This is a genomic window from Stenotrophomonas sp. Sm6012 (genome assembly GCF_030985895.1).
GTDB classification, from domain to species: Bacteria; Pseudomonadota; Gammaproteobacteria; order Xanthomonadales; family Xanthomonadaceae; genus Stenotrophomonas; species Stenotrophomonas forensis.
The window spans coordinates 66,148-90,498 of the sequence record NZ_JAPTFX010000003.1 but is presented as its reverse complement, the minus strand read 5'-3'; the positions used below and the strand labels follow the sequence as shown (position 1 = coordinate 90,498).

The following is a 24,351-nucleotide window of genomic DNA, read 5'->3' as shown; positions in this document are numbered from 1 at the left end:
TCGCTTCTTCATGTCCGTCCTCTTGTGAGACGGACTCTACTAAGATCAGGTTGGCCCGGAAAACGGGGGGCAGGTCAGACAAGCCGGATAGGTCCCCTTCCGTAATCGTCGCTTCGGTATTGGACAGCATTAAGGGAAGATCCGCCTTGGTCGACGCGCTTGTGTGGGTTCTGGCAACCGCTTATGAGGAAGGCTTGGCGTTGACGCTTGCAAGGGTGTTCAAGCTGAATCCGAAGGATGTACTGCCTTCAGGTGGGTATCCGGTCATCGAGCTTCAGGGTTCCGCCCGTTCCTTGAGAGAAGTCCGGGTCGCCTGGGTGACACCTCGAAAAACAGCTAGAATCCAGTAGAAATCCTAAGGCAGGCAGTTCTTAGCAATTTTTGCCATCATTGGGGCAACGGCACTGTCTCGTGCCGGACTGCGAACGGCAGTAGCCTTCATGCGAGTACGCAACACAAGGGGAGGCTTTGCCGCCGCGTGGGCTAATTGGCAATTCTAATGAACCCCCGGCAGTCGTGGGCGTGTTTTATGGGCTTCCGGAACTGTTGGGCGTTATTTATGTACTTTTGGAAATGCCGGGCGTCTTTGGTGAACTTCCGGGAATATCGGGCATCTTTGGTGAACTTCCGGGAATATCGGGCATCTTTGGTGGACTTCCGGAAATATCGGGCATCTTTGGTGGACGGAAGCTGCCAGGAAGAGGCTAAGCTCACCCCATCCATATCTTCTAAAATCAATGCGTTAGAGGCCGGGCGTTTTCGGTGCGGCAGACAGCTCTGGGGGGCGCGCTGGACCATTTGCGTACGCTGTTTGAAGTTTGGCTGCCGCTTCGTTGAAAGCGATCACGTGATGTCTGTTGCCAGATCCACGGACAAAACTCACGATCATGTCGTCAACCTTCTCATCGTTGACGTTGCGGAAAAGATGGCCGCCGACCAACGCCATGCCGCCACCTGCAACCTTAAGTAGTGCAACGGAGTATGAGGATATCTTTCGGTTTTCCGGCTTTAGAGTAAGGCTGATGTAGCCCTCCCACAGGTCGCCAGTCACATCAAGCATGACCTTGAACTCGTTATCCGTTGAATAGAGCTCCATCATGCAGGTGCCGCGCAGGGCGTGTGCGGACTGCTTGAGATCCATGCTGAATCTGATTGCAGCACTCTCATTCAGATCAATGGCGGTCCATGGACCGGATAGGCCGCTTGTCAATACGCCAGTCACTACGCCAAGAACAACCTCAGATTCCATATGAGCCCCCTACTCTCGTGAAAACGGCTAACTACTGGTCGTGGCAACGCACCCATTCACCCTTGGCATTTCGCAACTGTTCCCAGCCGTTGTTTAGACGGCGCATTGCAATGCCGCCCATGCAGGCGGTACCCAGCTGCTTTGCCTCGGCGCCACCGTAGGCTGGCATGCGAACGATCTCGCTCGATGGCGTTGGTGTGCCTTGACGACGCGATTCCCCTTGTATCAGGGATCGCTCAATTTCTGCGCAATAGAGCCGAATGCGCGGATCGACGTGTCGCCGGCATTTGAGCGGCTCAGCACCAAGATTGTTCGCCTTCGGCGCTGGCGGTGTGTACCTGGGCAACGGCTGCGGGCCGGTTGCGGAGTGTAGTTGTTGCGCATGCATCGGCGCCGACAGCAACAGCAGAGCCAGAACTAGGCCTGATCGAATGTCCATTTCGCCCCCGTTGGATTGAGGGATAGTACTCGATACAGGCTATTTGCGTGACGCATCACGCCTCAGAAACTGGTCGGATAAGGCGGCGATTCGGGGAACGTGCCCAAGGGGCGCTTCCCAACTGCAATTAGGGTGCTCCCGTTCGCCGCGGCGGTGGTCGGCTGTGTCTCGCTTGCGCTCGTCACAGGCGACCCCGCCGCAGCCTTTATGCGCGCGGTCGTAGCATCGGACTGCTCGCCAAACGGGTCCACGGACCAAGTCGTGGCGATGATCTCGTGCCCCTTGGCGCTCAGTAGCACGCCAAATTCGGTACGCGTAACCGACCACCCAAGCGCCCACAACTGCTCAGTGGTGAATCGATCAAGCGCCTGACCGCCGCCTGTAGCACGAAACTCCACAATGTCGCGCTGCCCATGCCAGCCGGCATGCCGCTCCCTGGCATTGGCAGTCATGTCTAGCACGTACTGCACGCCCGCTGGAAGGCGCTCTTTCTCCTTCGCAGGCTCAGCCACCTTTGTCACCACCGTTGCAGGCTGAGCGCCGGGAGCGTGGGCAATGGCCGGAATCGCGGCCTTCTGCGAGGCAACAACGCCTTTGATCTTGTCCGCTCACCGTAGTGCCATCTGCGATGAAGAGCCGCCCCAGCATCACGACGCCGACAATCAACGCGAGCGCCATAAGGATTGCTGGACCGCGCAGCGTCTTCCACAGAGTGCGCGTGTTGCCCTTGTACACGTCATTGGACTCAATGCCCGGCTGCAGGCCGTGGTAGAGCTCCCAAATGGCCGGATCGTACTTGCGGACCTCTGTGCCCACCGTTTCGTATTTGCCGGTGCCAGTGGCCGCATAGAACCGCACGGAATACCGTTGATCGGACCCCAGCGCGTCGAGCTTGGGGTGGTCAATCCCGCTCTGTACTGACCGACTTCACGACGGCGCCCACGATGTAGCCCAGCACGTTGTGGGTGAGCACCAGCGAGAACACCCCCGAGAATGGCCCTCAACAGGGCGAAGGCAATTTGGGGCTCGGGCATGCCAGAATTCGCCTGTCCATAGATGAGCTACGGAGAGCGGTATGGGGAAGAAGATGGAGGTATCGACGCCAGCCCTCGCGGCGATCGTTGCAGTTGCTTTCTGCGCTGGAGCGGCGGCTGTTTGGTTTAGCGTGGGATTGAGCTGGGAGCTTCCCGGTGATGACACTGGGAGCAAAGCAGATTGGGCTGCTGCCTACGGCGCTTGGGTAATCGGATTGGGAGCACTCGCACTCACCGCCGAGGCGCACCGCCGCAGTGTCGTGAGTGCGGACAAGGAGGATCGCGAGCGGGAAGAGCGTCGGAAGGCAGCGATCAATGCAGTGATCGACAAGGCAAAGACCTGCCTTCGCATAGATCGTGCTTTCAGAAAGGCTGAGAAAGATGGGAAGCCCAACTTTGGCTCGGGCTACGTAGCTAAGGGGACCGTTCGTGCTTTGGTTGCAGCAACATCCAGCTTTTCTTTCGATAGCGAGGACTATCGAATCCTGGATAGGGAGTCGGCTATCGCCTTGAGGCGGCTGGTGGCGAACATAGTCCAGTTCCAGTTGGTGGCCGACATGTTCCTTGGCGACGATGATGTGACGCATGACTGCAACCCGAACTCGAACTCTTTTCTCGTCGGACTTTCGGAAACAGCGGGCACCGTGAAAGGCAACTTTGCGAAGTTCGAGGAATTGGCTGAAGAGCTTCGGGACAGGGCTGGCTGACTGTTGCACGACAATTTCCTTCTTAATGTCCCCACGACAACCCGCCACTAGCCCTGGTGTGCTGATGGCGGAATTGCGCTGTGTTTGGCAGTTGGATTCGCCCTGCCCCACAAAGCTCAAGCGGCCCTCAAGGGCTTTGATAGTGATCGACGTAGCCACATTGATGGCGCGTCGCCAACGGCGGTTGTCCAGGGCGATGGCTGGCCCTGACACCGATCCAGTGGCCGCAGTCCTGCCGGCACCGGTACCGGGGCCGACGCCTCGCCAGCGCGTGTGAGGTGCTTCCGTAGGGGGGGGCGCCTTACAGCCCCGGTTCAGTGCTCGCGGCAGCGCAGCCGATCGCCCTTGGCATTTCGTAACTGTTCCCAGCCGTTGTTTAGGCGGCGCTCGGATTCTGGGCATCAGCTGGATACCCAGATGAGGACCACGCCGAAGACCGGGTGGCCTTGAGCTTGCGTTTCGCCATTGGCGATCTCGGGCTGGATAGAGCGGACATCTTCGATGGCGAGAGTTGAGTGCGACGTGCTACTTCAGGTTCGGCCTGTTCAAATAGTCGATCAATCGCTCAAGTTCTTGCCCGTACGCAGAGGGCTCCGATTCATTATCGAAGCCCTTTTCGCACAATTCATCCGCAATCACTTGGATGATCGCTTTGCGGTCGTCCGACGTAACTTGACTGCCTGCCAATCGCTCTGCAAGCACAGGTGCAGCATGTCGAGCGGCAAGAACCTTTTCGGCCAAGGACAGCATCTGTTGTTCGTTTTTCGCAGAACGCCTAGTCATCGAACCCCCGCTGCGTTTGTTGCCCAGGTGGTAATAACCTTCCCTTGGTGGTTGACGATCACCACGGCATCTTTCCCTGTCATCATGAAGCGCCCGCCACTTTGTCCGGTGATGCTCAGCGGGCTCCTGACTGCATCGAGTATTGCGCCCGGCGCCACACCCACGCCATCGCGAGAGATCGCCTGATTCAGCCCATGCCTAGAGTAACCGATGATCTTGGAAGGCAGTAGTGCGCCGGCTACTGACTCGGCCTTCAACTGCATCCTTAGGAGAGCTGCATTTGCTAGGCTGCTTGCCGGACCGGCTGCGCCCCTTGCGGCATTGGCTTCGCGCAGTACGACCATCGCAGAGGCGAGCTTGAGACCGCCTGTCGCGGTTGATCCTGCTGGCGAATTCATCAGGGGGACGACAATTGCTTCTGACATCGCGTCGAGATCGGTCAAGCTTCCTGGTCCGATGAACCAGTTCCGTTCACCGAAGTACTCCGCGAAAGCATCAAACCCGGTCGCCTTGACTGCCTCCGCAGGGGCCGTCGCGTTGGGGTTGTGCTTGGGTACTCCGCCCGGCGTTTGGGGCGCACCACTAAGGTTGGCTCCCGCGAAACCACTGCCATTGCAGATATGAGACCCGGTCATCTGATCGCACGCCCCAGTCGGGTCTGAGAACCGGAACGGGTTGTTGCTGGCGTACCGATAGCGGTTGAAATTCGGCCCGCCGGAGGTGCTGGCCGCCAATGGATCGGGAGAGACGAATCTTGCCAACTGTGGATCGTAGTAACGCAATCCCATGTAGACCAACCCGGTATCGGAATCTGCAAGATGACCGGAGTAGCCGGGAATACTTGCAGAAGGTACCGCATCGACCTCGCCATACGGCGACCAGAAGTGGCGCGTGAGTACCGCTCCATTGGCACCGCTCGTGGCCGCCAAGCTATTGAGCGCGTCATGATGCAGGTAAGTGAGCTTTGTACCGGCGGAAGAGTTGGTACGAATCGCCAGCAGCCGCTTGCCGAGGTAGACGTAGTCGGAAGTTTCCCCGTCCTGGGTGGATTCGATCAGTTCCCCGCCCACCAAGTAGTGCCAGGTGCGGTCCAGATCACCTGCCAAGAGAGCCAATTCACTGCCTCTGCGTCCTGGGATGGAGTTATCCCAACCATGGGTCTCGGTGATGGGGGGCTCGCCCAATCCGGGTGGGCTCTCTGATGGCGACGAAGCTGATGCTGATGCGTAGGCACGGAGTCCTGCTCCGTCATAGTAGTATTTCTGCGCCCCTCCCACGGAACGCAGCTGACCGCCCATGTCGTAGGTGAGCTTCTGGCCGTTGCGCGCCGCCAGGTTGCCGGCGCTGTCATAGGAGAAGCCAGACACGCCATTGCCACTTGGATCGCGCAACAGCTCCAGACGATTGCGGGCGTCGTAGTGGAACGTGCGCTCGCGCTTGCCGGGCAGTCGCATCGAGACGATGTTGTCCAGCGTGTCATAGCCGAACGTGTACTGCCCATTGCCCCCATAGGTTGGAGCGCCGGCTTGAACCAGTCGATCGAGGCGATCGTAGTCCAGGCTGATTGTCCCAGAATCACCGCGCACTCCATCGCGGATCTGGGTGATATTTCCCGCCGCGTCATAGCTGTAGTTCAGATCGACCACACCACCGTCGACGACGCGACCGGTCAGTTGGCGCGCGTTCTCAGTCACACTACGAACGATGCCATTGCCGTAGGTAAGCGCGATGGCTTCGCCGCTGGGAGCATAGATGATGTTGCTGGCGAGCACCGCACCACTGCCGTCCTGCAACCGCACCGGCTGACCCAAGGCGTTCACGAATTGCCGGACGGAGTAGCCATCGGGATAGTCGGTACGGATGTGCTGTCCCAGCGAGTCGTAGCCGAAGGCCAAGGTTCTCACGCCCGCATTGCCCACGACACGGCTCTGACTGGCCACCGCCCCGAGTGAGTTGTAGGTGCGAGTAGTCACCACTGGCACCCGGTCCTGATTGAATACCCGTTCGCTCTTCAGCTGGCCAGTAGGGGTGTATTCCAGTTGCTGATCACCCAGGCCATCAGGGTAGACAACAGCCTGGAGGCGATTGCTGGAATCGTAGCTGCGGGATATGCGACGAGCACCGATCTGGGGTGACTCACGATCACATGCCGTCAGGCTGGGCAAGTCGAGTCCTGTTGCACTCCAAGCAATGTTTCCGGCCGCATCGTAGCCAAGCACAGTCGCCCCGGTTTCTGGCTCGATGACCTTGCATAGCCGGAGGTTGTCGTCGTAGACGTATCTCCGGGCAACCGTCGGGGCCGGATTGTCTGGATTGACGGGCACGACAGGAGCGGCCTTGGCGGTGACGACTGCCGTGGCAACCGCGTCGCCGGCGACCGAGAGCGTAAAGCGGCTCATTCCGGCACCGATTGGCACAACAACGGAGCCGCTGGCTCCACTGCCTACCACCGAGCCGCCATCACGCTTTAGCTCTGCGCGCGAATCCGTGGCCGACCAGACCAAGGTGATGTTGCAGGTCTGGGCATCCGATGCAATCTGGCACGTGGCCGGAGTTGCGGAAAGCGTGCCACTGGGCGCTTCAGGCACTACAACTGATCCGGAGCCGTCAATGGTGTTGTTGGGTTGTCCAACGGGGGATATTCCATGGATGTAGATCGGTTGTCCGGCACGCTGGCGGCGTTGCTCGTTGCTCATTGGAAGCGAGAAGCGGTGATTGCCTCCCGCGTTGCAGGACGCAGCCACGGCCGGCTCACTCGCCAAGTCGGCCTTGCCGGTCAGGAAGATCGTCCCACCACTGCCGGCGGCTCCACCGGTGTAGGCATGAATGTCAATCGACGAATCAATGCCCGTCGAGCACGCCCAGCCTCGAATCTGACCGTCGCTGGTGACACCATCGATGTTGCCGATTACCTTGGACGGCGGCCCGCTGACCGTGACCTGGACATTGTCGCTTTCGCGACCAAACCATTCTTTGCCCTCTTCCAGCAACCGCCATTGGAAGCTGTAGACACCTGGCAATGAAGGAGCTACCACGTCGAATTCAAAGAACGCAGGCAGCTGTGGACTGACGTCATTCGGCATTGGAACCCGCGCCCTACCCCAGCGGACATTGTCATTGGGATTCCAGGACCCCAATGCATAGCCCGCCGACGCCGACCACGTCGTGTTGCCCGTGTTGGTGAACTTCAGCTTGACTCGATAGGTCCGCCCGGTCTCCATGCTGGTCGGGACCTCCTGCTCATACATGACGCCGCGATTGAGCCTTCCGGTCGTCTCAAAGATCTGCTCGCTGCTAGTGCTACCGAAGCGAGCACCATTCCGGTTCATTTGCCATTGGAGCGTTGTCGGTCCGTTTTCACTGGCCGCTACTCCGCTGAACGCAAACGTTGCTGTGCCACCCGGAGCCACGTCGTGGGGTACAGCAACCTCGGCAATTCCGAGTTTCGTGGCGCCGGAAACGTAGCGCTCGGCCTGACCCAGTCGATAGCCTTCCCCTGCTCGCCACGTTGTGTTGCCCGTGTTCCGGAAGGTGACAGTACCGCTGAACGGGGTTCCTCTATCGGCCGAATTAGGCCAGCTTGCGGAAACGTACTCCGCGCCGTCAAAAGGGGTTGGCGGTGCCGCCACCGTGACCGTGATCGTGGGTGAGATCAGCTGTCTGTAAGACTCATTGCCATTGAAGTTGCGCACGCCAAATGCCTTGTAGACATACTGATACGTGCCCGCCGACAGGCCGTTCTCGGTATAGGTCCCGTTCGGAAGTCGGGAGATCACTTGGCCATTGCGCGTGAGCTGTATGTCTTCCAGATACTCCGCTTTGGGGCCAGTGCTTGTGACGCCACTTTTGAGCTGCAACTGATAGGTTGCTGGTGCCGTGTAGGAGATTTGGGCTGGCCCAGTAAGTTCAATCCAAGCGTCAGCGTGTGCCACCTGGCACACGAAGATGATCATCAGCCCCAGCAGAACCGCCGCGGCCATGCGCAGTTTTTCAGTGTTCACGAATGCCATCCTTGACGTGGTTTCAGTTTGCGGACTGGGCCACTTCGGTAGTGAGGCCAAATGCATTCCGTTTTATGCTGACTTTGCTTCCGTCGGCACGAATGATCTGCGCAGGCTTTTCATAGTCCGGTCCTTCAAAGGCATCGAACCGGGTAATCGTCTGATGACCGAGCGGATCAACGACGGTAGTCGTAGCATTGCTGCTGTAGGCAATGGTCGTGATCAGCAGGCCTTGCTCGCTGTCCTGGGCCGAGGAAGTTTTCCTCCCAAGTGCGTCGTACTCAGTCCAGGTGCCGGTCGCCACATTGCTATCCTTTGAAGGGTAGGAAGTGAAGATCGGGCGACCCTCGCTGTCGTAGCTGTTCCTGACCCACCGTTGGGTCCCCGCGATGTCGTCTGCATCGTATTCGCGCACCAGGAGCGGCTGCCAAAGCGCATCGAGATAAGTTTCCTGACGCCGTGCCCCTTGAGCGTTATCGACTCGCCAGTGTCCCGGCGAAAGGCCGTACTCATCGGCCGCGACCTGCTGGAACGAGATGGTTGTCTTGGTCCACTGGTTCTCATCGACGGGTGGCTGGACCTCCTTCACGCGACCCATCGAATCGTGCTGATAGGACGTGGTCCTCTGCAGCGCATCCGTGGTTGAGGTGATCCACCCGTTTCCGTCGGCCGACATGCTGTTGGTGGTGCCATCAGGATTGGTGACCAGTCGCGGTACACCCCGATACCAGTCCTGGATCTGGGTCGTATTTCCCTTTCCGTCACGCACCGTACTGATCGTGCCATCCGCGGCATAAGTCACACTCTGCAGCAGCGCTCCAGCGCGATAGACGGCATTCGGCTTGGCCATGGCGTCATAGCTATATCGCGTGGTGACCTTCCCGGACGCAACCTCCTTGACGCTCAACACCTGATCCAAGACCCAAGGGTTGGGCATATCAAGATGCTCTCGTATCTCGGCCTTGGATCCGGAAGGGCCGGTGTAAGTCACGCGTGCTGGACGGGCATTGCGATTGAAGTCGCTGTAGACCACGCGATAGGTATCGCCATCCTGACTGAACTGGCTCTCGCTTAGCGCACTCAGCGTGCCCGCCAAGAACTGGCCTGACTGAAGTCCAATTGACCGCCCTACCCGGACGGCAAACGGCCCTGTCTCGGAACCAAAGGTGTAGGTACTTAGCTCGTCACGTTGCACCTGGCCGGCCGCGTCCAGAATCTGCTTTTGGAGGAGCTTTCGTTCGTTCAGGCCCGGATCTGCGCCATAGCGTTCGCGAATCTGCGTGCCATCCGGCTTGGTCAGGCTGGACCAGCGCCCGCCTCCCGGCAACTGCAGGTTGTAATCTCGCGTACTCACCATCGAAGGCAGCCCAGGCCCCATGATGCTGCGCTTCTTCAAGGACCATGCATCGTAATGCGACGGAAGGAGTCCGTTGCAAGGATCAGAGCGGATAAACAGCTCCATTTCAAAGTCGAAGATGCCTTGAGCACCTGACGGAGAGGTTACCGTCATCTGCGTGGGTGGAGGGGCATTGCCCGCGCGGATCTCGCACCCGCCCCCATCGTCACCGCCACGCAAAGGAAGGCTTGATTGAAGCCGCCCGCGATGACTGTAGGTCCAAGCAGAGCCATCCGGGAGTGTCACTTGGGACAAGCCGCCGTCATTTCCCTCCGTATCGCCCACATAGGCATACCGCCAAACTCGCCCATTGGCCGTGACTGTGGTCACCCGGCCGTCGCCATCGTAGCTCAGGTCAATCCGGCGTCCATCGCTGGACTCAATCCTGGTGAGCCGGTACCCGTCGTAACTATAAGACACCCAGTTCCCATAACGATCCTCAACACGCGATGCCAGAAGGTAGACGCGCTTACGCGCCATCATGCGACTCCCGGCCTTGGCTGTGGCGTAGGGCTTTTCCGCTCCCCAGTCAAAGAAGTACTTCTTGCCATCGGGCGTATGCCCCACGAACGCCTCGCCTGGGTATCCGTTGCGCGTTGCAGACAGACAAGTGAATCGCGCTCTGGACGCTGTCATCCACTTGGGTACCTCAAGGCCTGGCGCAGAGGCATAGGACGGGTCATCGGCAATCAGAAGTTCCTCGCCGTTTCCGCCATTCCACTTCACATCGATGCCAAAGCCGATGTCGGTGTAGCCCCAGGTCTCCAGCAGCAAGGGCGCGGTGTTGACCGAACAACGCTGCGTGGTCTGAGCCCCTTGGTCACCCGTGATCCATCCAGCGCCTTTGGTCCACACGCCCGACATATAAGGCACGACGATTTCCCAATCATCGAACAGTGTCAGACCCTTGGTCTCGCTATCGCGAAATCCTCGGTTAGTCGCCTCCACCGAAAAGCGTCGAGCGACGCTCACAGGAAGGTCAAAGTTGCCGGGAATGGACACGTCCTCAATGAAGAACTCCGTACTACCGTCGAAGCCTGCGGTCCGATCGCCAAACACCTCATCGGTAGAGATAGCGGCGAGCGACTGCGCGCTCTTTATCCGCTTCTCAAATTCTTGGTAATTGAAGAGCCCATCTTGCGCCGAGGCGTGGAACCCAGCCCCCAACGTAAGCGCTGCGCCCGTGATGATCGAGCAAAGTCGCGAATTAATATAATTACAACGGGGGGATTTTCCCTCCCGCCTGTCCTTGGCAGAAATCATCTTCGCTACATCCTTGGATAGGGAGTGAAAGGGAAGTCAGCTGCTGTTTGAGCAAAGAACTACGCCTATAGCTTCGCGTTGTCAAACCTCTATTGAGCGGAGCTGTAATGACCCACTAATTTTCCGATCAGGAGCTACGGCAATCTCCTACGGATTGGCCGCAGTCCAAAGCTAAATATTCTCTTAAGCTATTCCGAGGCGATCTCGTGAGGAAGTTGCGATTCATCGAATTTCTTGCCGCACTTCCGCAAACTGTCGCGCCGGAAACGACACCAGGCGCCTTTTGCCTGCTCATCCGGGTGACACAGCAAGATCAGGACGTTGAGGCTCTTCTGCAATCGCCAGCGATATCGGAGTGAAACCTTCTTCATCAACTCGACCCCAGTAGATAGCTCTCCATAGGATTTGAGCTCATTAACTGACGCGCCATGCCAGGTCGCCCCCATTGGCGCCCCACCCCACGCCCTCTATAGTGCCAGCCCCCACAAGGACGAGGCTGCACACATGCCCTATATCGGAATCGGACTCCACGTACTGGCGGCCATCTACTTCGCGGTGCACGCCATCCGCTCAGGCCAGAGCCTCTACTGGCTCATCCTGCTCTTCTCGTTCCCCTTGTTAGGCAGCGTCGTCTACTTCCTGGCGATCTACTTCCCGGAAGCCCGCAACTCGCGCGGCGCGCGGCAGGCAATCCGCTCAGCCAAGCAGCTCATGGACCCGGGTCAGGATCTGCGCAACGCACGTGCTGAGCTGTCGCGAACGCCCACCGTGCAGAACCGGGTTCGCTTGGGGATGACGCTGCTGGATGCCGGCCAGGCGGAGGAAGCCAGAACCCTGCTTGAGCAGGCCGCAAGCTCGCCACTGGGTGACGACCCCTACATTCTGACCGGCCTTGCCCGTGCCCGCCTTGAGTCCGGACACGCCGCACTTGCAGTCGAGACGCTGGACGGCCTGTTCGCCCGCCATCCGGACGTGCGCCGCAAGCCGGAACAGACCCTGCTCTATGCGCAGGCGCTGGCAGCCGCTCAGGCGCCCGGCGCCCGCGCCGCGTTTGAGCGTGCTGTGGAATGTGGAAACGATGCGGCCGCCCGCTGCCTTTACGGCGAGTGGCTGATGGCACAAACGCAGCCGGTCGACCGTGAGCAAGCTCGCAGCCTGTTCGCCAGCATCATCGAAGATGCCCAGCACTGGTCGCGCCACGCGCGCAGCCACAATGCCGCCTGGCTGGAGCGGACCAAGGTCGCGTTGAAGGGCTTCTGACACCAGGCGGCCTTTGGCAATCATGTCGCATCTGCCTCGGTCGCAGGATCGTCGGGCGGATGCCGACAGTCTGTAGGCCCGCACCACGAATATCGCCGACAGCCTTGCAACTCATGGCTTCAGCCACATTGCGCCATATACAACGATTCTGAAAATGTTGAATGTGGTGACGGGATCGGCCTTACTGCATTGGCATCGCGCACAACTGGGCGTATTCCTCTCCGTGCCACCGAGTACCGGTGGTCGGGCTTCGAAACCCCGGTTGTGCAATCGTAAAAAGCGCTTGCCAGTCGGCACCACCTCGCGCGGTGCCGACTGGCAATCCGTCGGCCGGCTATGGCGGGCGGTGCGTGGGGGCCTTGCGCCCGCCGGTCTGATTGCACACCGGGTTTCGAACCTCGCACCGTCCGCCACCTTTATCGGTGGCGGCTTCTGCCTGCCCGCAAGGAGCCCTGCCATGACCAAGCGCTACTCCCCTGCCCCGCAACCGATCCAGGAAGAGCCCGCGAACGGCCCCGTACTGGACCGGAACACCCTCATTGCCCTGCTGGACAGCATCGGTTCGGGCGCCACGTCCGATGGCCAGCCCTGGCCAGAGCGCCACCTGATGCCGGGCCGACGCATTGCCCTGGCCGACACCGACTGCTCGCTGGCGGGCCTTCGCGTGGTGATGGAGATCCTGCTGGCCGCGCAGCGGGCCCGCGAGAACGGCGAACTGGAGCAGGACGTCGGTCCGCGCATCATGGAGGGGCTGATCATGGCCGGGCTGGGACTCACCGCGCACGCCAGTACACGAATGCGCCCGGAGGGTTGAGTGGCCTGGTGCAGTTGGGCGGCCACGGCCTTGTGCGTTGGGTTCGTGATTGCGGCACAGGCGCGGTGGTTTGAGCCACCCGTCCCCTCGCCTATCGCGTTCCAGCGCGTCTCCAACGAACGATTCTCACAGCTGCGCCGGCAAGCGACGCAGTTCGTGAAGGTTCGGCCAGGGCACGGCTTCCAGTTCGTGGAGCGGCATGAAGACGCCTCTTTCCAGGTTAACTGCAAGGGCGTGCCCGTGTTGTGGCTGGAGAAGCGGCCGCAGCATGTGCTGTTGCAGGTCTCGCTGGATGCGAAGCAGCGGGCGCCCGCTGTTGCGCTGTTACTTGCACTGCTTCAAGGGCAGTTGCAACCCGTGGACTATCTGGAACAAGTGCTGGCGGGCGTGCCGGAGCCTGTTCTGATGGATCGGGTGTTGCAGATGTTGGCTGGCGAGGTGCCTGATGGTGTGCGATGTGGCATGCCGTAGTCGAGCATGGCTCGCCTTTACTGGGGCGCTGGCTGCGGGGGCTCGGGTTCGTGGATGGAGCCTTCGAGCAGGGCGACGTAGGTGTCCAGGCGGGTACGCAGGCCGATCAGCATCCATCCCGCAAGGTAGAGCAACACCAGGGCGTAGATGAGGAAGGCGCCCAGCGCCCCGACATCAAAGGCGCTGGCCCAATCACCCCATTGCCATCCACGGAACTGCAGGTAGAGGGCAATCAACAGCGGAAACGGCCCGAGTCGTTGCAGCCCGCCGTACATCAGCCCCATGCGCTCGATCATGCTTGTGCGCAGGTGGGTGACGTACTTGAGGCGACGCTCACGCTCGACCCTGGGAAATCCTTGAAGTTCGGCGATGACCCCTTGCCACTGGGAAAACTCCCCATCCATCTCCTGCGCATGCGACAGCCGTGGTTGGCTGAACTGGCGGATACCCCTACGGGCTGCGAAGACGCCGGCAACGATGAAGCTGGCAATCTCTACCACGAGGCATGCCGTGACGAGCGGAGAGGCAAAGGTGACCGCGACCCATCGCTCCGGAAGCTGGCTACTTAGAACCCCGACGAGGGCCGCCAATACTCCAACGCGAAACGCCCACCTCTCCACCCTGCCCGCCTTCGGGTAGATGCTGTGCTCAACCAGCCCCTGCACCCGCTGGTAGAGCCAGTGGAAGGTCAGCTCCTGCGAATCGGTCTTTGCCGGCGAATCGAGCCCGCCCCCTGCCTGCATGTCCATTGCGTCCCCTGCCCCCGGCTACGATGCCGACCGTGGCATCGTAGCCGACGCGCGGCACCTTTCAGAAATAGAACCCGATATTGAGGTTCAGCCGCGAATGCCAGCGCGACGGGCCGCCGTTGTTGATGCCGATGCCATCGCCGCCGGCAAACCACATGTTGCGGCCGGCAATCCAGTCGACATAGGTGAGCATCACGCCCTTCTGCAGGCTGCAGCCGGTGACGTTCTGCCAGGAGTCGCGCACCCCGCTGCTGTGCCCCACCGGGCGCGTCATGCTGAGGTTGTTGTAGCAGGTCACATCGTCCAGCCAGCCGCGCTGGCCAAAGGAATAGGCAACGTTGGCACTGGGCACATCGGCCTCGGCCGCGATTTCAAACGGGGCCTGGAACGCCGACAGCGCGATGCGCTCGCCGGGCACGCTGTAGCGGTAGCGCGCCCATTGCAGCTGGGTGGCCCAGCCATCGCGTTTCCACTGCGCGTGGACGGCCACGGCCTGGTGGTCGTGATGGCGGAGGCTGCGGGTGTTCTGCACCTTGCCCGCGAAGGCCGATGCGCCGACCAGCAGCTCGCCGCCTGCCCAGTCGCGCGATTGCTCGACGCGTACATTGAGCCGCTGCCGTTCGCGATACGGCAACGCATCGGTCTGTGCCACATCGAAGGAATAGCGGTCGTAGCGTGCCCCGCTTCCGTATTCGTCACCCGAGAACCAGCCGAGGTGCCAGGTGGTATTGCCGGCCTGGTGGATCACCACCACGCCGGGGTCGTAGTCGTCCTCGATGCCCAGGTAGTACCCGGACCCGAACCAGAAACTCTGCGAGACCGTGGGCAGCAGCCCAAAGGACACCTGCTGGATACCGGCCTTCAGCTGCGTGGCGTCGGTGAACTGCCAGCCCGCGTAGGCGTGATGGATGGCATCGAAGCCGTCGTACCAGCGGTACTGCGCGGAGAAGGAGAAAGGTCCGCTGCCGGCATCGATGTCGGCGCGAAGCAGCTCCAGCTGCAGGTGGCTGGTGGGCCCGTAATCGAGCCAGCCATAGTTGAATCGGACTGCGCCACCGAGATCGAAATGAGGCGCTGTGTTGCGGTCTTCGCTGGCCGCGCGCGCATCAAGCGAGGGCGCGGCCAGTGCTGCGGCGATGATGATGGGAACTGCCTTCACGGTCGCGTCCTGCCTCCTGTTCTGCGAGTGAAAGCACTCGATTCCAGCCTCGGCGCGCGTCATGCCTCAACGTGAGGCATGACGTGCTGTGGCGTGCAGGTTACGCAATGGAGGGTGAAGCGAATGTCGGCCAGCCGTGCTCACAGGCCCAGATCAGACAGCCCCGGGTGATCATCCGGGCGACGCCCCAGCGGCCAATGGAACTTGCGCTCGCTCTCCTTGATCGGCATGTCGTTGATGCTCGAGAACCGATGTTCCATCAACCCATCCGCTCCGAATTCCCAGTTCTCGTTTCCATAGGAACGGAACCAGTTGCCGGAGTCGTCGTGCCATTCATAGGCGTAGCGCACGGCGATTCGGTTGCCGCTGAAGGCCCACAGTTCCTTGATCAAGCGGTAGTCCAGTTCCTTCTTCCATTTGCGGGCCAGGAACTGCCGCGCTTCCTCGCGGCCGTGGGTGAACTCGGCGCGGTTGCGCCAGCGGGTGTCGAGCGAATAGGCCAGCGCGACCTTGTCGGCATCGCGGGAGTTCCAGCCATCCTCGGCAAGGCGAACCTTCTCGATGGCCGATTCAAGGGTGAACGGCGGCAGCGGCGGACGGGGTGCTTCAGTGGACACGGTGGGGCCTCCAATCAAGTGGATGAACGGGGTGCTTCGACGGGTTTTGATGACTCAGGCGTCAGCGTCTGGCCTGCTCCAACAACACCTTTGCAACGTCCCTGGCAGTGTCTGCGGCGTTGTAGTCGCCCATCACGCGCGAGACGGTGATGGCGCCTTCCATGAGAACCAGCAGCTGCCGCGCCAGTGCGTCCGGCTGCTCGATATCCAGTTGCGTGGTGAGTTCCAGCGTGTAATCCAGCAGCTTCTGCTTGTGGTGTTTTGCGATGTGGCGAATCGGATCGTCGGGGTCGCCCACCTCACCCGCGGTATTGATGAAGGCGCAGCCGCGATAGCCCTCGGACTCGAACCAGCCCTTGAGCACGGTGAACATGCCGAGGATGCGCGCTTCCGGGCTGTCGGCCTTGTCGCACGCCTGCTGGAACCAGTCCAGCCAGCGCACGTCGCGCGCGTTCAATGCCGCAGCGGCCACCTGGTCCTTGTTTTCAAAGTGCCGGTAGATGCTTTTGCGTGCCACGCCGGAGGTCTTCACCAGCAGGTCCATGCCGGTGGCGTGGATTCCGTTCTGGTAGATCAGCGCCTCGGCCGTGGCGAGGATCTTCTGCGCGGTGTCGGTGCCGGTCTTGTGCATGGCTGCAAGGTAGAACGAACGTTCTACCTTGTCAACGCACGGCGGGCGACGGTTCGGGTGCGCACATCCATGCAAGACGATCTATCAAGAACTCCGGACATTGCATCACCCAGGCGCCTGATTCAGGGCGCAAAGTACGCCTCACCACCCACGCATGAGAGTTCCCGCATGAACACCTTCGCCCGCACCCTGGCCCTTGCCACCCTCGCCCTCTCGGTCCAGGCCGGCCTGTCCGCGCAGGCCGCCGAACCGGCCAAACCGGCGCCGATCACCAGCGTCGCCCGCACCGCCAGCTACATCACCACCGCCGATGGCGTGCAGCTCTACTACAAGGATTGGGGCCCGAAGGACGGCCCGGTGGTGACCTTCAGCCACGGCTGGCCGCTGAACTCGGACAGCTGGGAATCGCAGATGATCTTCCTGGCCAACCACGGCTACCGTGTCATCGCGCATGACCGTCGTGGCCACGGCCGTTCCAGCCAGCCGTGGGACGGCAACGACATGGATCACTACGCCGATGACCTGGCCACGGTGATCAACACGCTCGACCTGCACGACGTGACCTTGGTGGGCTTCTCTACCGGCGGCGGCGAAGTGGCGCGCTACATCGGCCGCCATGGCACCGGCCGGGTGAAGAAGGCGGTGCTGATCAGCTCGGTGCCGCCGTTCATGCTGAAGACCGCCGACAACCCCAACGGCCTGCCAATTGAAGTGTTCGACGGCATCCGCAAGGCGCAGATGGACAACCGCGCGCAGCTGTACAAGGACATCCCCTCGGGCCCGTTCTACGGCTTCAACCGCCCGGGCGCGAAGGTGTCCCAGGGCTTGATCGATGCGTGGTGGGCACAGGGCATGCAGGGCGGCCACAAGAACACCTACGATTCGATCGCCGCGTTCTCGGCCACCGATTTCCGCGCCGACCTGAAGAAGTTTGATGTGCCGACGCTGGTCATCCACGGTGATGACGACCAGATCGTGCCGATCGACATCTCTGGCCGCCAGTCGGCAAAGCTGATCAAGAACGCCAGGCTGATTGTGTACCCGGGCGCACCGCATGGCCTGACCGACACGCACAAGGATCGCGTCAACCAGGACCTGCTGACGTTCCTGCAGGAAAAGTAAGCCTCTTGGGGCTCTGGCATCTCGCCGGAGCCCCTTGCCTCACCTCACGCTTTCGCAGCCGCGCGCCATGCGGGCCACGCTTCGCTGATGACGCCCACCGCGGACTTCAGGAACAGCAGCGCGATGACCACACCCACCACGATATCCGGCCAGCCACGACCGGTGAGCGCGACGCCGCCGGCAGCCACCAGTACGCCGATATTGGCGGCGACGTCGTTGCGCGAGCACGCAAAGGTGCTTTTCATGTTGATGTTGAGCGTGCGGAACCGCCACAGCAAGGCCAGGCACACCAGATTGGCTGCCAGCGCGATGGCGCCGAAGCCGAGCATCACGCCGCTGGAAGGGGGTACGCCGTTTGCCAGCTTGGCGATGACCTCCAGCACGATGAACACAAAGAAGCCCAGGATCAGCACTCCCTTGGCCAGGGCTGCACCGGCTTCCCAGCGCGCACCCCGGTTCACCGCCCACAGGCTCAGGCCGTACACGATGGCGTCGCCCAGCATGTCGACAGCGTCGGCCTGCAGCGCGCTGGAGCGCGCCACGATGCCTGCGCCGAATTCGATGAGGAACATCGCCAGGTTGATGATCAGTACCGCCACCAGCACGCGCCGTTGCGCACTGTGGAGTGCCAGCGCTTCCAGCTCCTGGCGCTTGTGGCCGCAGCAGTGATCCATGGGTATCTCCGGCCAGGCTTGGCCTGGGCTTGAAAAGAGGTGAGGCAGCCGTTATCAACCCTGTAGCCCCTACAAGGTCAAGCCCATGTCCGCTCACCTCACCATCGGCCAGCTGGCCCGCCAGACCGGCACCAAGGCCGAGACCATCCGCTATTACGAAAAGATCGGCCTGCTCCAGCCACCGCTGCGGTCGGACGGCAACTACCGCTACTTCAGCGCACAGGACCAGCGGCGGCTGTCATTCGTGCGCCGGGCCCGGGAGCTGGGCTTTTCCATCGAGCAGATCCGCGGGCTGATCGCCTTGGGTGAGCAGCGCGAGCACGAATGCAGCTCGGTGGACGACGTGGTGAAGGCGCATATCGGCGACATTGCGCGCCGGGTCCGCGACCTGCAGGCGCTGCAGGGCGAACTGCAGCGGATGATCGGCAATTGCCCGGGCGGGCGCGTAGCCGATTGCAGGGTGCTGGAAGCACTTCAGTCGCAGCCATGACCCTGCTGCCCCATCCGCATCAAAACGAAACCTGCGCTCGCACGCCCACGGTATTTCCGGAGTCAGGCCCCTGAGCGTTGCCAACCTTGTTGTCGGTCTTCCAGTGAACGTAGTTCAGCATCAGGCGCGACCAGTTGTTGAGGTACCAGTTCACCCCGAGCGTCCATGCCCTGCCCTCGCCGCCCCGGGCCGCATCGAGAAAGTCGTAGCGGTCATAGCGCGCGGCCAGCTCGAAGGCGCCAACGCCGCCCTCCTGCACCGGACGCAATACGCGCGTGGTACCCCAGACCCCGGAGCGGCTGCTGAATCCGGGGCGCTCGCCGGTGATCAGCCAGCCTGCGTAGACCGAGGTCGCCCGCTGGTCGACCGAGTCGACCGTGCGTGATTCGATGGTGCGGGTGGTGTGCTCGGCGAAGGCCCACACCGGGCCGTACACTGCGCCCATCTCAAGCCCCCAGGCGCGGTTGTCGGTGACGTTGGCGATGGAGCTGGCCGACACGCGCACGTTGCCGTTCCAGCCCAGCGCGATCGGAGAGGTCTTGTTGATGCTGCCGACATCCTGGCCGAGATCCTCGTACCAGTACCAGCCTCCCAGATGCACGAAGCCTGCCTGGCCACGCAATGGGTTCCAGTGCGCGCGCAGCAGATACGCAATGGTGTCGCTGGCCGTGCTGTCATTGCCGATATCGTCACCGGTCACCGCCACGCTGGCGTGCCAGCCATCACCGATCACCTTGGTGGTGACGCCCAGCCCGTAGTACCCGCTCTGCTGGGCACCGACCGACGCCACCGCATTGCGCTGCATGAAAGGTGTATTGACGCCGCTGGTGCCACCATCGATCCCACGGTCCTTGAGCTTGTTGCCCACGTAGATTTCCGTTGGCAGGCCACCCAGCCGCGTGTCCCAGGACAGATAGGTGTCCTTCAGCGAGACATCGTTGCCCGCAAAGTCCGCATCGATCTTGTAACCCAGTGGTCCCATCCGACCTTCGGCACCGAGGCGGCCGCTGGCCAGGTCGGTGCCGGTGATGTTGCGTGCGTCGAATGCGGAACCGTGGGTACTGCTGAAATCGACCATCACCCGGCCGCGGGGGTGGAAGGTGAACTGGCCATCACTGCTGCGGAACTCAGGTCCACCCTTGCGCCAGCGCAGATTGCCGTCACCGCCTCCCCCGGTTGCGGCGAGCTGTGCCACCTGCGCCTGCAGAATGGCCATGTCGTCCTGGCGGGTGTCAGCGATGGCCGCAGCCACCTGTGCATCGAGGCCCGCATCGCTGCCGGGTGCCACGCCGGTACTTTGAGAGGCCCCCTCCAGCGCAGCCAGGCGTGCGCTCAGCTGCTCCAGCAGGGATGCCTGATCGCGCAGTTGCTTTGCCTGCTGCTGCACCTGGGTGCGCAATCCGGCTTCGGTATCGCCAGCCGCGGCCAGCACAGAGGGGGAAGCCAGCAACAGGCAGCCGCCGGCAGCCACGCCAAGCGCGGCACGCTTCAGTGAGTTCATGCAGTTCTCCCGAATGAAATACAGTGTGCGGCTCAGTCGCCCGCGCCATCATCGTCCAGCGAGCGAGGTGGTTGAGCAGCAGCGGCGGGTATCGCGCTGGCATCGTGCGGCGGCAACCGCACAGGCGGCGGCCCGAGGTAGCCGTGGCTGCGTGCCCAGTTGGCGAAAAGCCGTGGCCACTGCGCCACCAATGTCCCGGGCTTGCCCAACCCCCAGCTGTGGCCTCCGGCTTCGAACAGATGCAGCTCCACCGGAATGCCTGCCGCGTGCGTGGCCTGGTACATCGCCACGCTGTGGCCGACATCCACGGTGCGATCGTCCACGGCCTGGGCCAGGAACACCGGCGGCATGTCCTTGCGGACGTGTTGTTCGACCGAATAGGCCTGCTGTGCGTCGTTCTGGCTGGCCAGTTCCCGCTTCGACCGGGTGTGGTCCAGCGGCGGGCGCATTGAAACGACCGGATAGATCATGCCAAGGAAGTCCGGGCGCGCTGACAGCTGGTCGGCTGCATCCACCGGCGGATACAACGGGGCATCGAAGCGCGTGGCGACGATACCGGCCAGATTGCCGCCGGCGGAAAAGCCCAATGCGCCGATGCGCTCCGGATCGACCCCCAGGCTTGCGGCCTGCGCGCGCAGCAGCCGCATGGCGCGCTGGCCATCCTGGAAGGGCGAAACCGGCGCCCACCCATCGGCAGGCAGCCGGTAGTACACCACGGCGGCCGTGACGCCCAGCGATTGCAGCCACTGCGCCGTCGGCTTGGCGGCGCTGCCAATCTGAATGCGGAAGTAGCCGCCACCGCCGAAAATCACCACGGCTGTTCCGTTCGGTTTCAGCGGTCGGTAGACCTCCATGCGCGCGTTACTGATTCCCGAGACCGCGCCCTTCGCGCTGCCTTCGGCGCCAATCCGTTCCGGGCCACGCGCGCGTTGCTGCCAGTGGTCCTGCGGCCACAGCGGAATCACCTCGGGTGCCGATGCAGGCGGCGCTGCCGGCACCGCACCGGCAAGCAAGGGATTCAGCAGGAACAGAAGCACCGCCAACCCGCGCAGCTTCCCCACATGCAGACTCATATCACGCCCTCCCGTCGGCCTTTACGGGGCGAAGTGTGCGTCGAGTCGCGCTGGTGTCCTATAGCCGGATGGGACTAGCTGGGCCGTGCTTTTCTGTGTGCGCTGCAACATCAAAGTGGATGCTTCTGGCTGGAGCGTCACCAGAGGATTCGCCATTACACGCTTCGCCAGGCGTTCTTGTTTTCCCGCCCCTCCCCGCTCCAGCAACCGGCTTTGCCGCAGGAGGCGCTGCATGGCTCGGCTCTACAGGGAAGCCAACTCCTTCGCAAGGAACGGTGCCGTCCTGCTGCCTTTGGCCCGCGCCACCTGTTGCGGCGTTCCCTTCGCGACGATGGTGCCCCCTGCCCCGCCAGCGCCGGGGCCTACATCAATCACCCAGTCCGCCTGCGCGACCGCGCGCATGTCATGCTCGATCATCACCACGGTATTGCCGGCGTCCACCAGCCGTTGCAGCTGTACCAGCAGCCGGTCCGCGTCGGAGGCATGCAGCCCGGTGATGGGTTCATCCAGCACGTACAGCGTGCGCCCGCGCTGGCTGCGCTGCAGCTCGGTGGCCAGCTTGATGCGCTGGGCCTCGCCGCCTGAAAGCTCGGTGGCCGGCTGGCCCAGCCTGAGGTAACCCAGGCCGATTTCCTGCAGCAACTGCAGGGGGCGGGCAATGGCATCCTCTTCGCTGAAGAACGCACGCGCCTGGTCCACTGTCATCTGCAGCACTTCGGCGATGTTGCGGTCATTCCACTGCACCTTCAGCGTGGCCTCGTTGTAGCGCGCACCGTGGCAGGTCGGGCATGGCGCATAGACGCTGGGCATGAACAGCAGTTCGACACTGACAAACCCTTCGCCTTCGCAGGTTTCGCACCGGCCCTTGGCCACGTTGAACGAGAAACGGCCCGCATCGAAACGGCGGCGGCGCGCGGCCGGTGTTGCGGTGAACAGCTTGCGCACGTAATCAAACAGGCCGGTATAGGTGGCCAGATTGGAACGTGGCGTGCGCCCGATCGGCTTCTGGTCAACCTGCACGACGCGTTGAATGGCGTCCACATCGCCGGCCAAGCGGCCTCGCGTTGCTTCAATCACGCTCGGTCCGTCGGCGGGCTCGTTGTCCGAACCCTCGTCCACCGGCTCGTGCCCCAGGTGCAGCAGCATCAGCTCCGGCAGCGCCTGGGCCATCAGGCTGGACTTGCCCGAGCCGGAAATGCCGGTGACGGCGGTCAGCAGCCCCAGCGGCACCTGTGCGTCCACACCCTGCAGGTTGTGCCGATGGATGCCTTGCAGCTGCAGCCAGTTGCCGGCGCTGCGCTGGCGGCTGGCGGGCGCAGGAACCTGATCGAAAAGATACCGGGCCGTGCGCGAGTCCTGGATCTTGCGCAGACCGTCGGGCTCGCCACTGTAGAGCACGCGCCCACCGTGCTCGCCCGCCTCTGGGCCCACATCCACCAGCCACTGCGCGCGGCGCATCAGTTCCAGATCGTGTTCAACCACGAACACCGAGTTGCCGCCGTCGCGCAGCCGGTCGAGTGCGTCGTACAGCGCCTGGCTGTCGGCAGGATGCAGGCCCGCCGAGGGCTCATCCAGCACGTACAGCACGCCGAACAGCAACGAGCTGAGCTGCGTGGCCAGCCGCAGGCGCTGCAGTTCGCCGGCTGACAGCGTGGGTGTGGCGCGATCCAGCGAGAGATAGCCCAGGCCCAGTTCACGCAGCTGGCGTACCCGCGCCATCACCCCGCCTGCCAGCCGCTGGGCTGCAAGGCGTTTCTCTTCGGACAGGGCCGAGGTCAGCCGCACGTCGGGGGCGCCCTCGTGGGTCGCTTGGCCACTCGCGGCCAGACGGGCGCGATCGCGGGGCGTCGCACTCCTGCGGGTGCGAGCGCCCTTGCTGTGCGCGCTGAAATCACCTTGTGCCACCGGCTCCAGCAGCTCCGCCAGCTGGTCCAGTGGCAGCCGCATGAACTCACCGATATCCACGCCGGCAAAGGTGACCGACAGCGCCTCCGGCTTCAGGCGCTTTCCGTGGCAGGCCGGGCACAGCTTGCCTTCCATGTAGCGCGACACGCGCTTGCGCATCAGCGCGCTCTGGGTGTTGGCAAAGGTATGCAGCACGTAGCGGCGCGCGCCGGTATAGGTGCCCATGTAGCTGGGCTCCAGCTTGCGCTTGAGCGCGGCGCGGGTCTCGGCAGGGGTGAACCCGGCGTAGACCGGCACGCTGGGCGTTTCTTCGGTGAACAGGATCCAGTCCCGGTCCTTCTTCGGCAGCTTCTTCCACGGCACGTCGATGTCGTAGCCCAGCGTGACCAGGATGTCGCGCAGGTTCTGGCCATGCCAGGCCGGCGGCCAGGACGCGATGGCGCGCTCACGGATCGTCAGCGACGGGTCCGGCACCATCAGCGCTTCGGTCACTTCGTAGACATGCCCCAGGCCGTGGCAGGTGCTGCAGGCGCCCTGCGGCATGTTCGGTGAAAAGTCTTCGGCGTACAGCATGGGCTGATGGGCCGGATAGGCCCCGGCGCGCGAGTACATCATGCGCACCAGACTGGACAGCGTGGTCACGCTGCCCACCGATGAGCGCGCATTGCTGGCACCGCGCTGCTGCTGCAGGGCCACGGCCGGCGGCAGGCCGTCGATGGCATCCACATCGGGCACGCCCACCTGGTCGATCAGGCGCCGAGCATACGGCGCCACCGACTCGAAGTAGCGCCGCTGTGCTTCGGCGAACACGGTGCCGAAGGCCAGCGATGACTTGCCCGAACCCGAGACCCCGGAGAACACCACCAGTGCATTGCGCGGAATGGAGACGTCGACGTTCTTGAGGTTGTGCTCGCGCGCACCGCGCACCTCGACACAACCGCTGGCGGCGGCAGCGCATGATGACTCGCCAAAGGGGGTGTTGGACATCGTTACGATCCTGCAGGCAGTGAGCG

General features: G+C 62.3%; 22 protein-coding genes. 7 read left to right on the top strand and 15 right to left on the bottom strand.

Annotated elements, in window-relative coordinates; all coding sequences use genetic code 11:
• Positions 1-516: 516 nt before the first annotated feature.
• Complete coding sequence (locus tag O0J73_RS01415; RefSeq protein ID WP_308307852.1) at positions 517-708, top strand: hypothetical protein; 192 nt, start codon at positions 517-519, stop codon at positions 706-708.
• 34 nt (positions 709-742) lie between these two features.
• On the opposite strand, the gene O0J73_RS01410 is transcribed toward O0J73_RS01415, so the two are convergent.
• The 3 genes from O0J73_RS01410 to O0J73_RS01400 all read right to left on the bottom strand — a co-directional run bounded on the left by O0J73_RS01410 (position 743) and on the right by O0J73_RS01400 (position 2,546).
• Entirely contained in the window at positions 743-1,249 is a 507-nt protein-coding gene (locus O0J73_RS01410; RefSeq protein ID WP_308307851.1) for a hypothetical protein, read from the bottom strand.
• A gap of 501 nt (positions 1,250-1,750) precedes the next feature.
• Positions 1,751-2,140: a hypothetical protein gene (locus O0J73_RS01405; RefSeq protein WP_308307850.1), complete on the bottom strand. Its 390-nt coding sequence runs from the start codon at positions 2,138-2,140 to the stop codon at positions 1,751-1,753.
• A gap of 52 nt (positions 2,141-2,192) precedes the next feature.
• Entirely contained in the window at positions 2,193-2,546 is a 354-nt protein-coding gene (locus O0J73_RS01400; RefSeq protein WP_308307849.1) for a hypothetical protein, read from the bottom strand.
• A gap of 217 nt (positions 2,547-2,763) precedes the next feature.
• Between O0J73_RS01400 and O0J73_RS01395 the strand changes: the two genes are divergently transcribed.
• A complete protein-coding gene (locus tag O0J73_RS01395) occupies positions 2,764-3,429 on the top strand; it encodes a hypothetical protein (RefSeq protein WP_197562829.1) in 666 nt (221 codons plus the stop codon).
• A 525-nt stretch (positions 3,430-3,954) separates the two neighbouring features.
• On the opposite strand, the gene O0J73_RS01390 is transcribed toward O0J73_RS01395, so the two are convergent.
• The 4 genes from O0J73_RS01390 to O0J73_RS01375 all read right to left on the bottom strand — a co-directional run bounded on the left by O0J73_RS01390 (position 3,955) and on the right by O0J73_RS01375 (position 11,243).
• Positions 3,955-4,179 carry a hypothetical protein gene (locus O0J73_RS01390; RefSeq protein WP_197562831.1) on the bottom strand — a complete coding sequence of 75 codons (225 nt, stop codon included), beginning with the start codon at positions 4,177-4,179 and terminating at the stop codon, positions 3,955-3,957.
• A 29-nt stretch (positions 4,180-4,208) separates the two neighbouring features.
• Positions 4,209-8,222 carry an RHS repeat-associated core domain-containing protein gene (locus O0J73_RS01385; protein ID WP_308307848.1) on the bottom strand — a complete coding sequence of 1,338 codons (4,014 nt, stop codon included), beginning with the start codon at positions 8,220-8,222 and terminating at the stop codon, positions 4,209-4,211.
• A 13-nt stretch (positions 8,223-8,235) separates the two neighbouring features.
• Positions 8,236-10,872: an RHS repeat domain-containing protein gene (locus O0J73_RS01380; RefSeq protein WP_308307847.1), complete on the bottom strand. Its 2,637-nt coding sequence runs from the start codon at positions 10,870-10,872 to the stop codon at positions 8,236-8,238.
• Positions 10,873-11,060: 188 nt separating this feature from the next.
• A complete protein-coding gene (locus tag O0J73_RS01375; protein ID WP_308307846.1) occupies positions 11,061-11,243 on the bottom strand; it encodes a hypothetical protein in 183 nt (60 codons plus the stop codon).
• Positions 11,244-11,376: 133 nt separating this feature from the next.
• Between O0J73_RS01375 and O0J73_RS01370 the strand changes: the two genes are divergently transcribed.
• The 3 genes from O0J73_RS01370 to O0J73_RS01360 all read left to right on the top strand — a co-directional run bounded on the left by O0J73_RS01370 (position 11,377) and on the right by O0J73_RS01360 (position 13,417).
• Complete coding sequence (locus tag O0J73_RS01370) at positions 11,377-12,132, top strand: tetratricopeptide repeat protein (RefSeq protein ID WP_197562836.1); 756 nt, start codon at positions 11,377-11,379, stop codon at positions 12,130-12,132.
• A gap of 457 nt (positions 12,133-12,589) precedes the next feature.
• The gene (locus O0J73_RS01365) at positions 12,590-12,946 is read left to right on the top strand and encodes a hypothetical protein (protein ID WP_006445408.1); all 357 of its coding nucleotides are present in this window, start codon (positions 12,590-12,592) and stop codon (positions 12,944-12,946) included.
• Entirely contained in the window at positions 12,947-13,417 is a 471-nt protein-coding gene (locus tag O0J73_RS01360) for a hypothetical protein (RefSeq protein WP_006445411.1), read from the top strand.
• A 17-nt stretch (positions 13,418-13,434) separates the two neighbouring features.
• Here the strand turns inward: O0J73_RS01360 and O0J73_RS01355 are convergent, their stop codons facing one another.
• From O0J73_RS01355 to O0J73_RS01340, 4 genes are all read right to left on the bottom strand, one after another.
• The gene (locus O0J73_RS01355) at positions 13,435-14,166 is read right to left on the bottom strand and encodes a hypothetical protein (RefSeq protein WP_308307845.1); all 732 of its coding nucleotides are present in this window, start codon (positions 14,164-14,166) and stop codon (positions 13,435-13,437) included.
• Positions 14,167-14,227: 61 nt separating this feature from the next.
• Positions 14,228-15,325, bottom strand: coding sequence for a hypothetical protein (locus tag O0J73_RS01350; protein WP_308307844.1), 1,098 nt, complete (start codon positions 15,323-15,325; stop codon positions 14,228-14,230).
• Positions 15,326-15,465: 140 nt separating this feature from the next.
• A complete protein-coding gene (locus O0J73_RS01345) occupies positions 15,466-15,942 on the bottom strand; it encodes a nuclear transport factor 2 family protein (RefSeq protein ID WP_006445509.1) in 477 nt (158 codons plus the stop codon).
• A 61-nt stretch (positions 15,943-16,003) separates the two neighbouring features.
• A complete protein-coding gene (locus O0J73_RS01340) occupies positions 16,004-16,573 on the bottom strand; it encodes a TetR family transcriptional regulator (protein ID WP_133934686.1) in 570 nt (189 codons plus the stop codon).
• 168 nt (positions 16,574-16,741) lie between these two features.
• Between O0J73_RS01340 and O0J73_RS01335 the strand changes: the two genes are divergently transcribed.
• A complete protein-coding gene (locus O0J73_RS01335; RefSeq protein WP_308307843.1) occupies positions 16,742-17,695 on the top strand; it encodes an alpha/beta hydrolase in 954 nt (317 codons plus the stop codon).
• 44 nt (positions 17,696-17,739) lie between these two features.
• On the opposite strand, the gene O0J73_RS01330 is transcribed toward O0J73_RS01335, so the two are convergent.
• A complete protein-coding gene (locus O0J73_RS01330; RefSeq protein ID WP_308307842.1) occupies positions 17,740-18,294 on the bottom strand; it encodes a cation transporter in 555 nt (184 codons plus the stop codon).
• Positions 18,295-18,454: 160 nt separating this feature from the next.
• Here O0J73_RS01330 and O0J73_RS01325 point away from each other — a divergent pair, with 160 nt between their 5' ends.
• Positions 18,455-18,859 carry a helix-turn-helix domain-containing protein gene (locus O0J73_RS01325; protein ID WP_006445633.1) on the top strand — a complete coding sequence of 135 codons (405 nt, stop codon included), beginning with the start codon at positions 18,455-18,457 and terminating at the stop codon, positions 18,857-18,859.
• Between the two features lie 19 nt (positions 18,860-18,878).
• On the opposite strand, the gene O0J73_RS01320 is transcribed toward O0J73_RS01325, so the two are convergent.
• The 3 genes from O0J73_RS01320 to O0J73_RS01310 all read right to left on the bottom strand — a co-directional run bounded on the left by O0J73_RS01320 (position 18,879) and on the right by O0J73_RS01310 (position 24,325).
• Entirely contained in the window at positions 18,879-20,360 is a 1,482-nt protein-coding gene (locus O0J73_RS01320) for a porin (protein ID WP_308307841.1), read from the bottom strand.
• Positions 20,361-20,392: 32 nt separating this feature from the next.
• Positions 20,393-21,433 (bottom strand): alpha/beta hydrolase, encoded by a 1,041-nt coding sequence (locus O0J73_RS01315; RefSeq protein WP_006445685.1) that lies wholly within the window; start codon positions 21,431-21,433, stop codon positions 20,393-20,395.
• Positions 21,434-21,676: 243 nt separating this feature from the next.
• Entirely contained in the window at positions 21,677-24,325 is a 2,649-nt protein-coding gene (locus O0J73_RS01310; protein WP_308307840.1) for an excinuclease ABC subunit UvrA, read from the bottom strand.
• Positions 24,326-24,351 lie beyond the last annotated feature (26 nt).

Bases quoted from the DNA above. Each gene is read 5' to 3' on its own strand.
- O0J73_RS01310 (WP_308307840.1), bottom strand. From the start codon at position 24,325: ATGTCCAACACCCCCTTTGGCGAGTCATCATGCGCTGCCGCCGCCAGC.
- O0J73_RS01315 (WP_006445685.1), bottom strand. From the start codon at position 21,433: ATGAGTCTGCATGTGGGGAAGCTGCGCGGGTTGGCGGTGCTTCTGTTC.
- O0J73_RS01390 (WP_197562831.1), bottom strand. From the start codon at position 4,179: ATGCTGTCCTTGGCCGAAAAGGTTCTTGCCGCTCGACATGCTGCACCT.
- O0J73_RS01365 (WP_006445408.1), top strand. From the start codon at position 12,590: ATGACCAAGCGCTACTCCCCTGCCCCGCAACCGATCCAGGAAGAGCCC.
- O0J73_RS01375 (WP_308307846.1), bottom strand. From the start codon at position 11,243: ATGAAGAAGGTTTCACTCCGATATCGCTGGCGATTGCAGAAGAGCCTC.
- O0J73_RS01410 (WP_308307851.1), bottom strand. From the start codon at position 1,249: ATGGAATCTGAGGTTGTTCTTGGCGTAGTGACTGGCGTATTGACAAGC.
- O0J73_RS01380 (WP_308307847.1), bottom strand. From the start codon at position 10,872: ATGATTTCTGCCAAGGACAGGCGGGAGGGAAAATCCCCCCGTTGTAAT.
- O0J73_RS01370 (WP_197562836.1), top strand. From the start codon at position 11,377: ATGCCCTATATCGGAATCGGACTCCACGTACTGGCGGCCATCTACTTC.
- O0J73_RS01395 (WP_197562829.1), top strand. From the start codon at position 2,764: ATGGGGAAGAAGATGGAGGTATCGACGCCAGCCCTCGCGGCGATCGTT.
- O0J73_RS01320 (WP_308307841.1), bottom strand. From the start codon at position 20,360: ATGAACTCACTGAAGCGTGCCGCGCTTGGCGTGGCTGCCGGCGGCTGC.
- O0J73_RS01355 (WP_308307845.1), bottom strand. From the start codon at position 14,166: ATGGACATGCAGGCAGGGGGCGGGCTCGATTCGCCGGCAAAGACCGAT.
- O0J73_RS01325 (WP_006445633.1), top strand. From the start codon at position 18,455: ATGTCCGCTCACCTCACCATCGGCCAGCTGGCCCGCCAGACCGGCACC.
- O0J73_RS01405 (WP_308307850.1), bottom strand. From the start codon at position 2,140: ATGACTGCCAATGCCAGGGAGCGGCATGCCGGCTGGCATGGGCAGCGC.
- O0J73_RS01385 (WP_308307848.1), bottom strand. From the start codon at position 8,222: ATGGCATTCGTGAACACTGAAAAACTGCGCATGGCCGCGGCGGTTCTG.
- O0J73_RS01340 (WP_133934686.1), bottom strand. From the start codon at position 16,573: ATGCACAAGACCGGCACCGACACCGCGCAGAAGATCCTCGCCACGGCC.
- O0J73_RS01335 (WP_308307843.1), top strand. From the start codon at position 16,742: ATGAACACCTTCGCCCGCACCCTGGCCCTTGCCACCCTCGCCCTCTCG.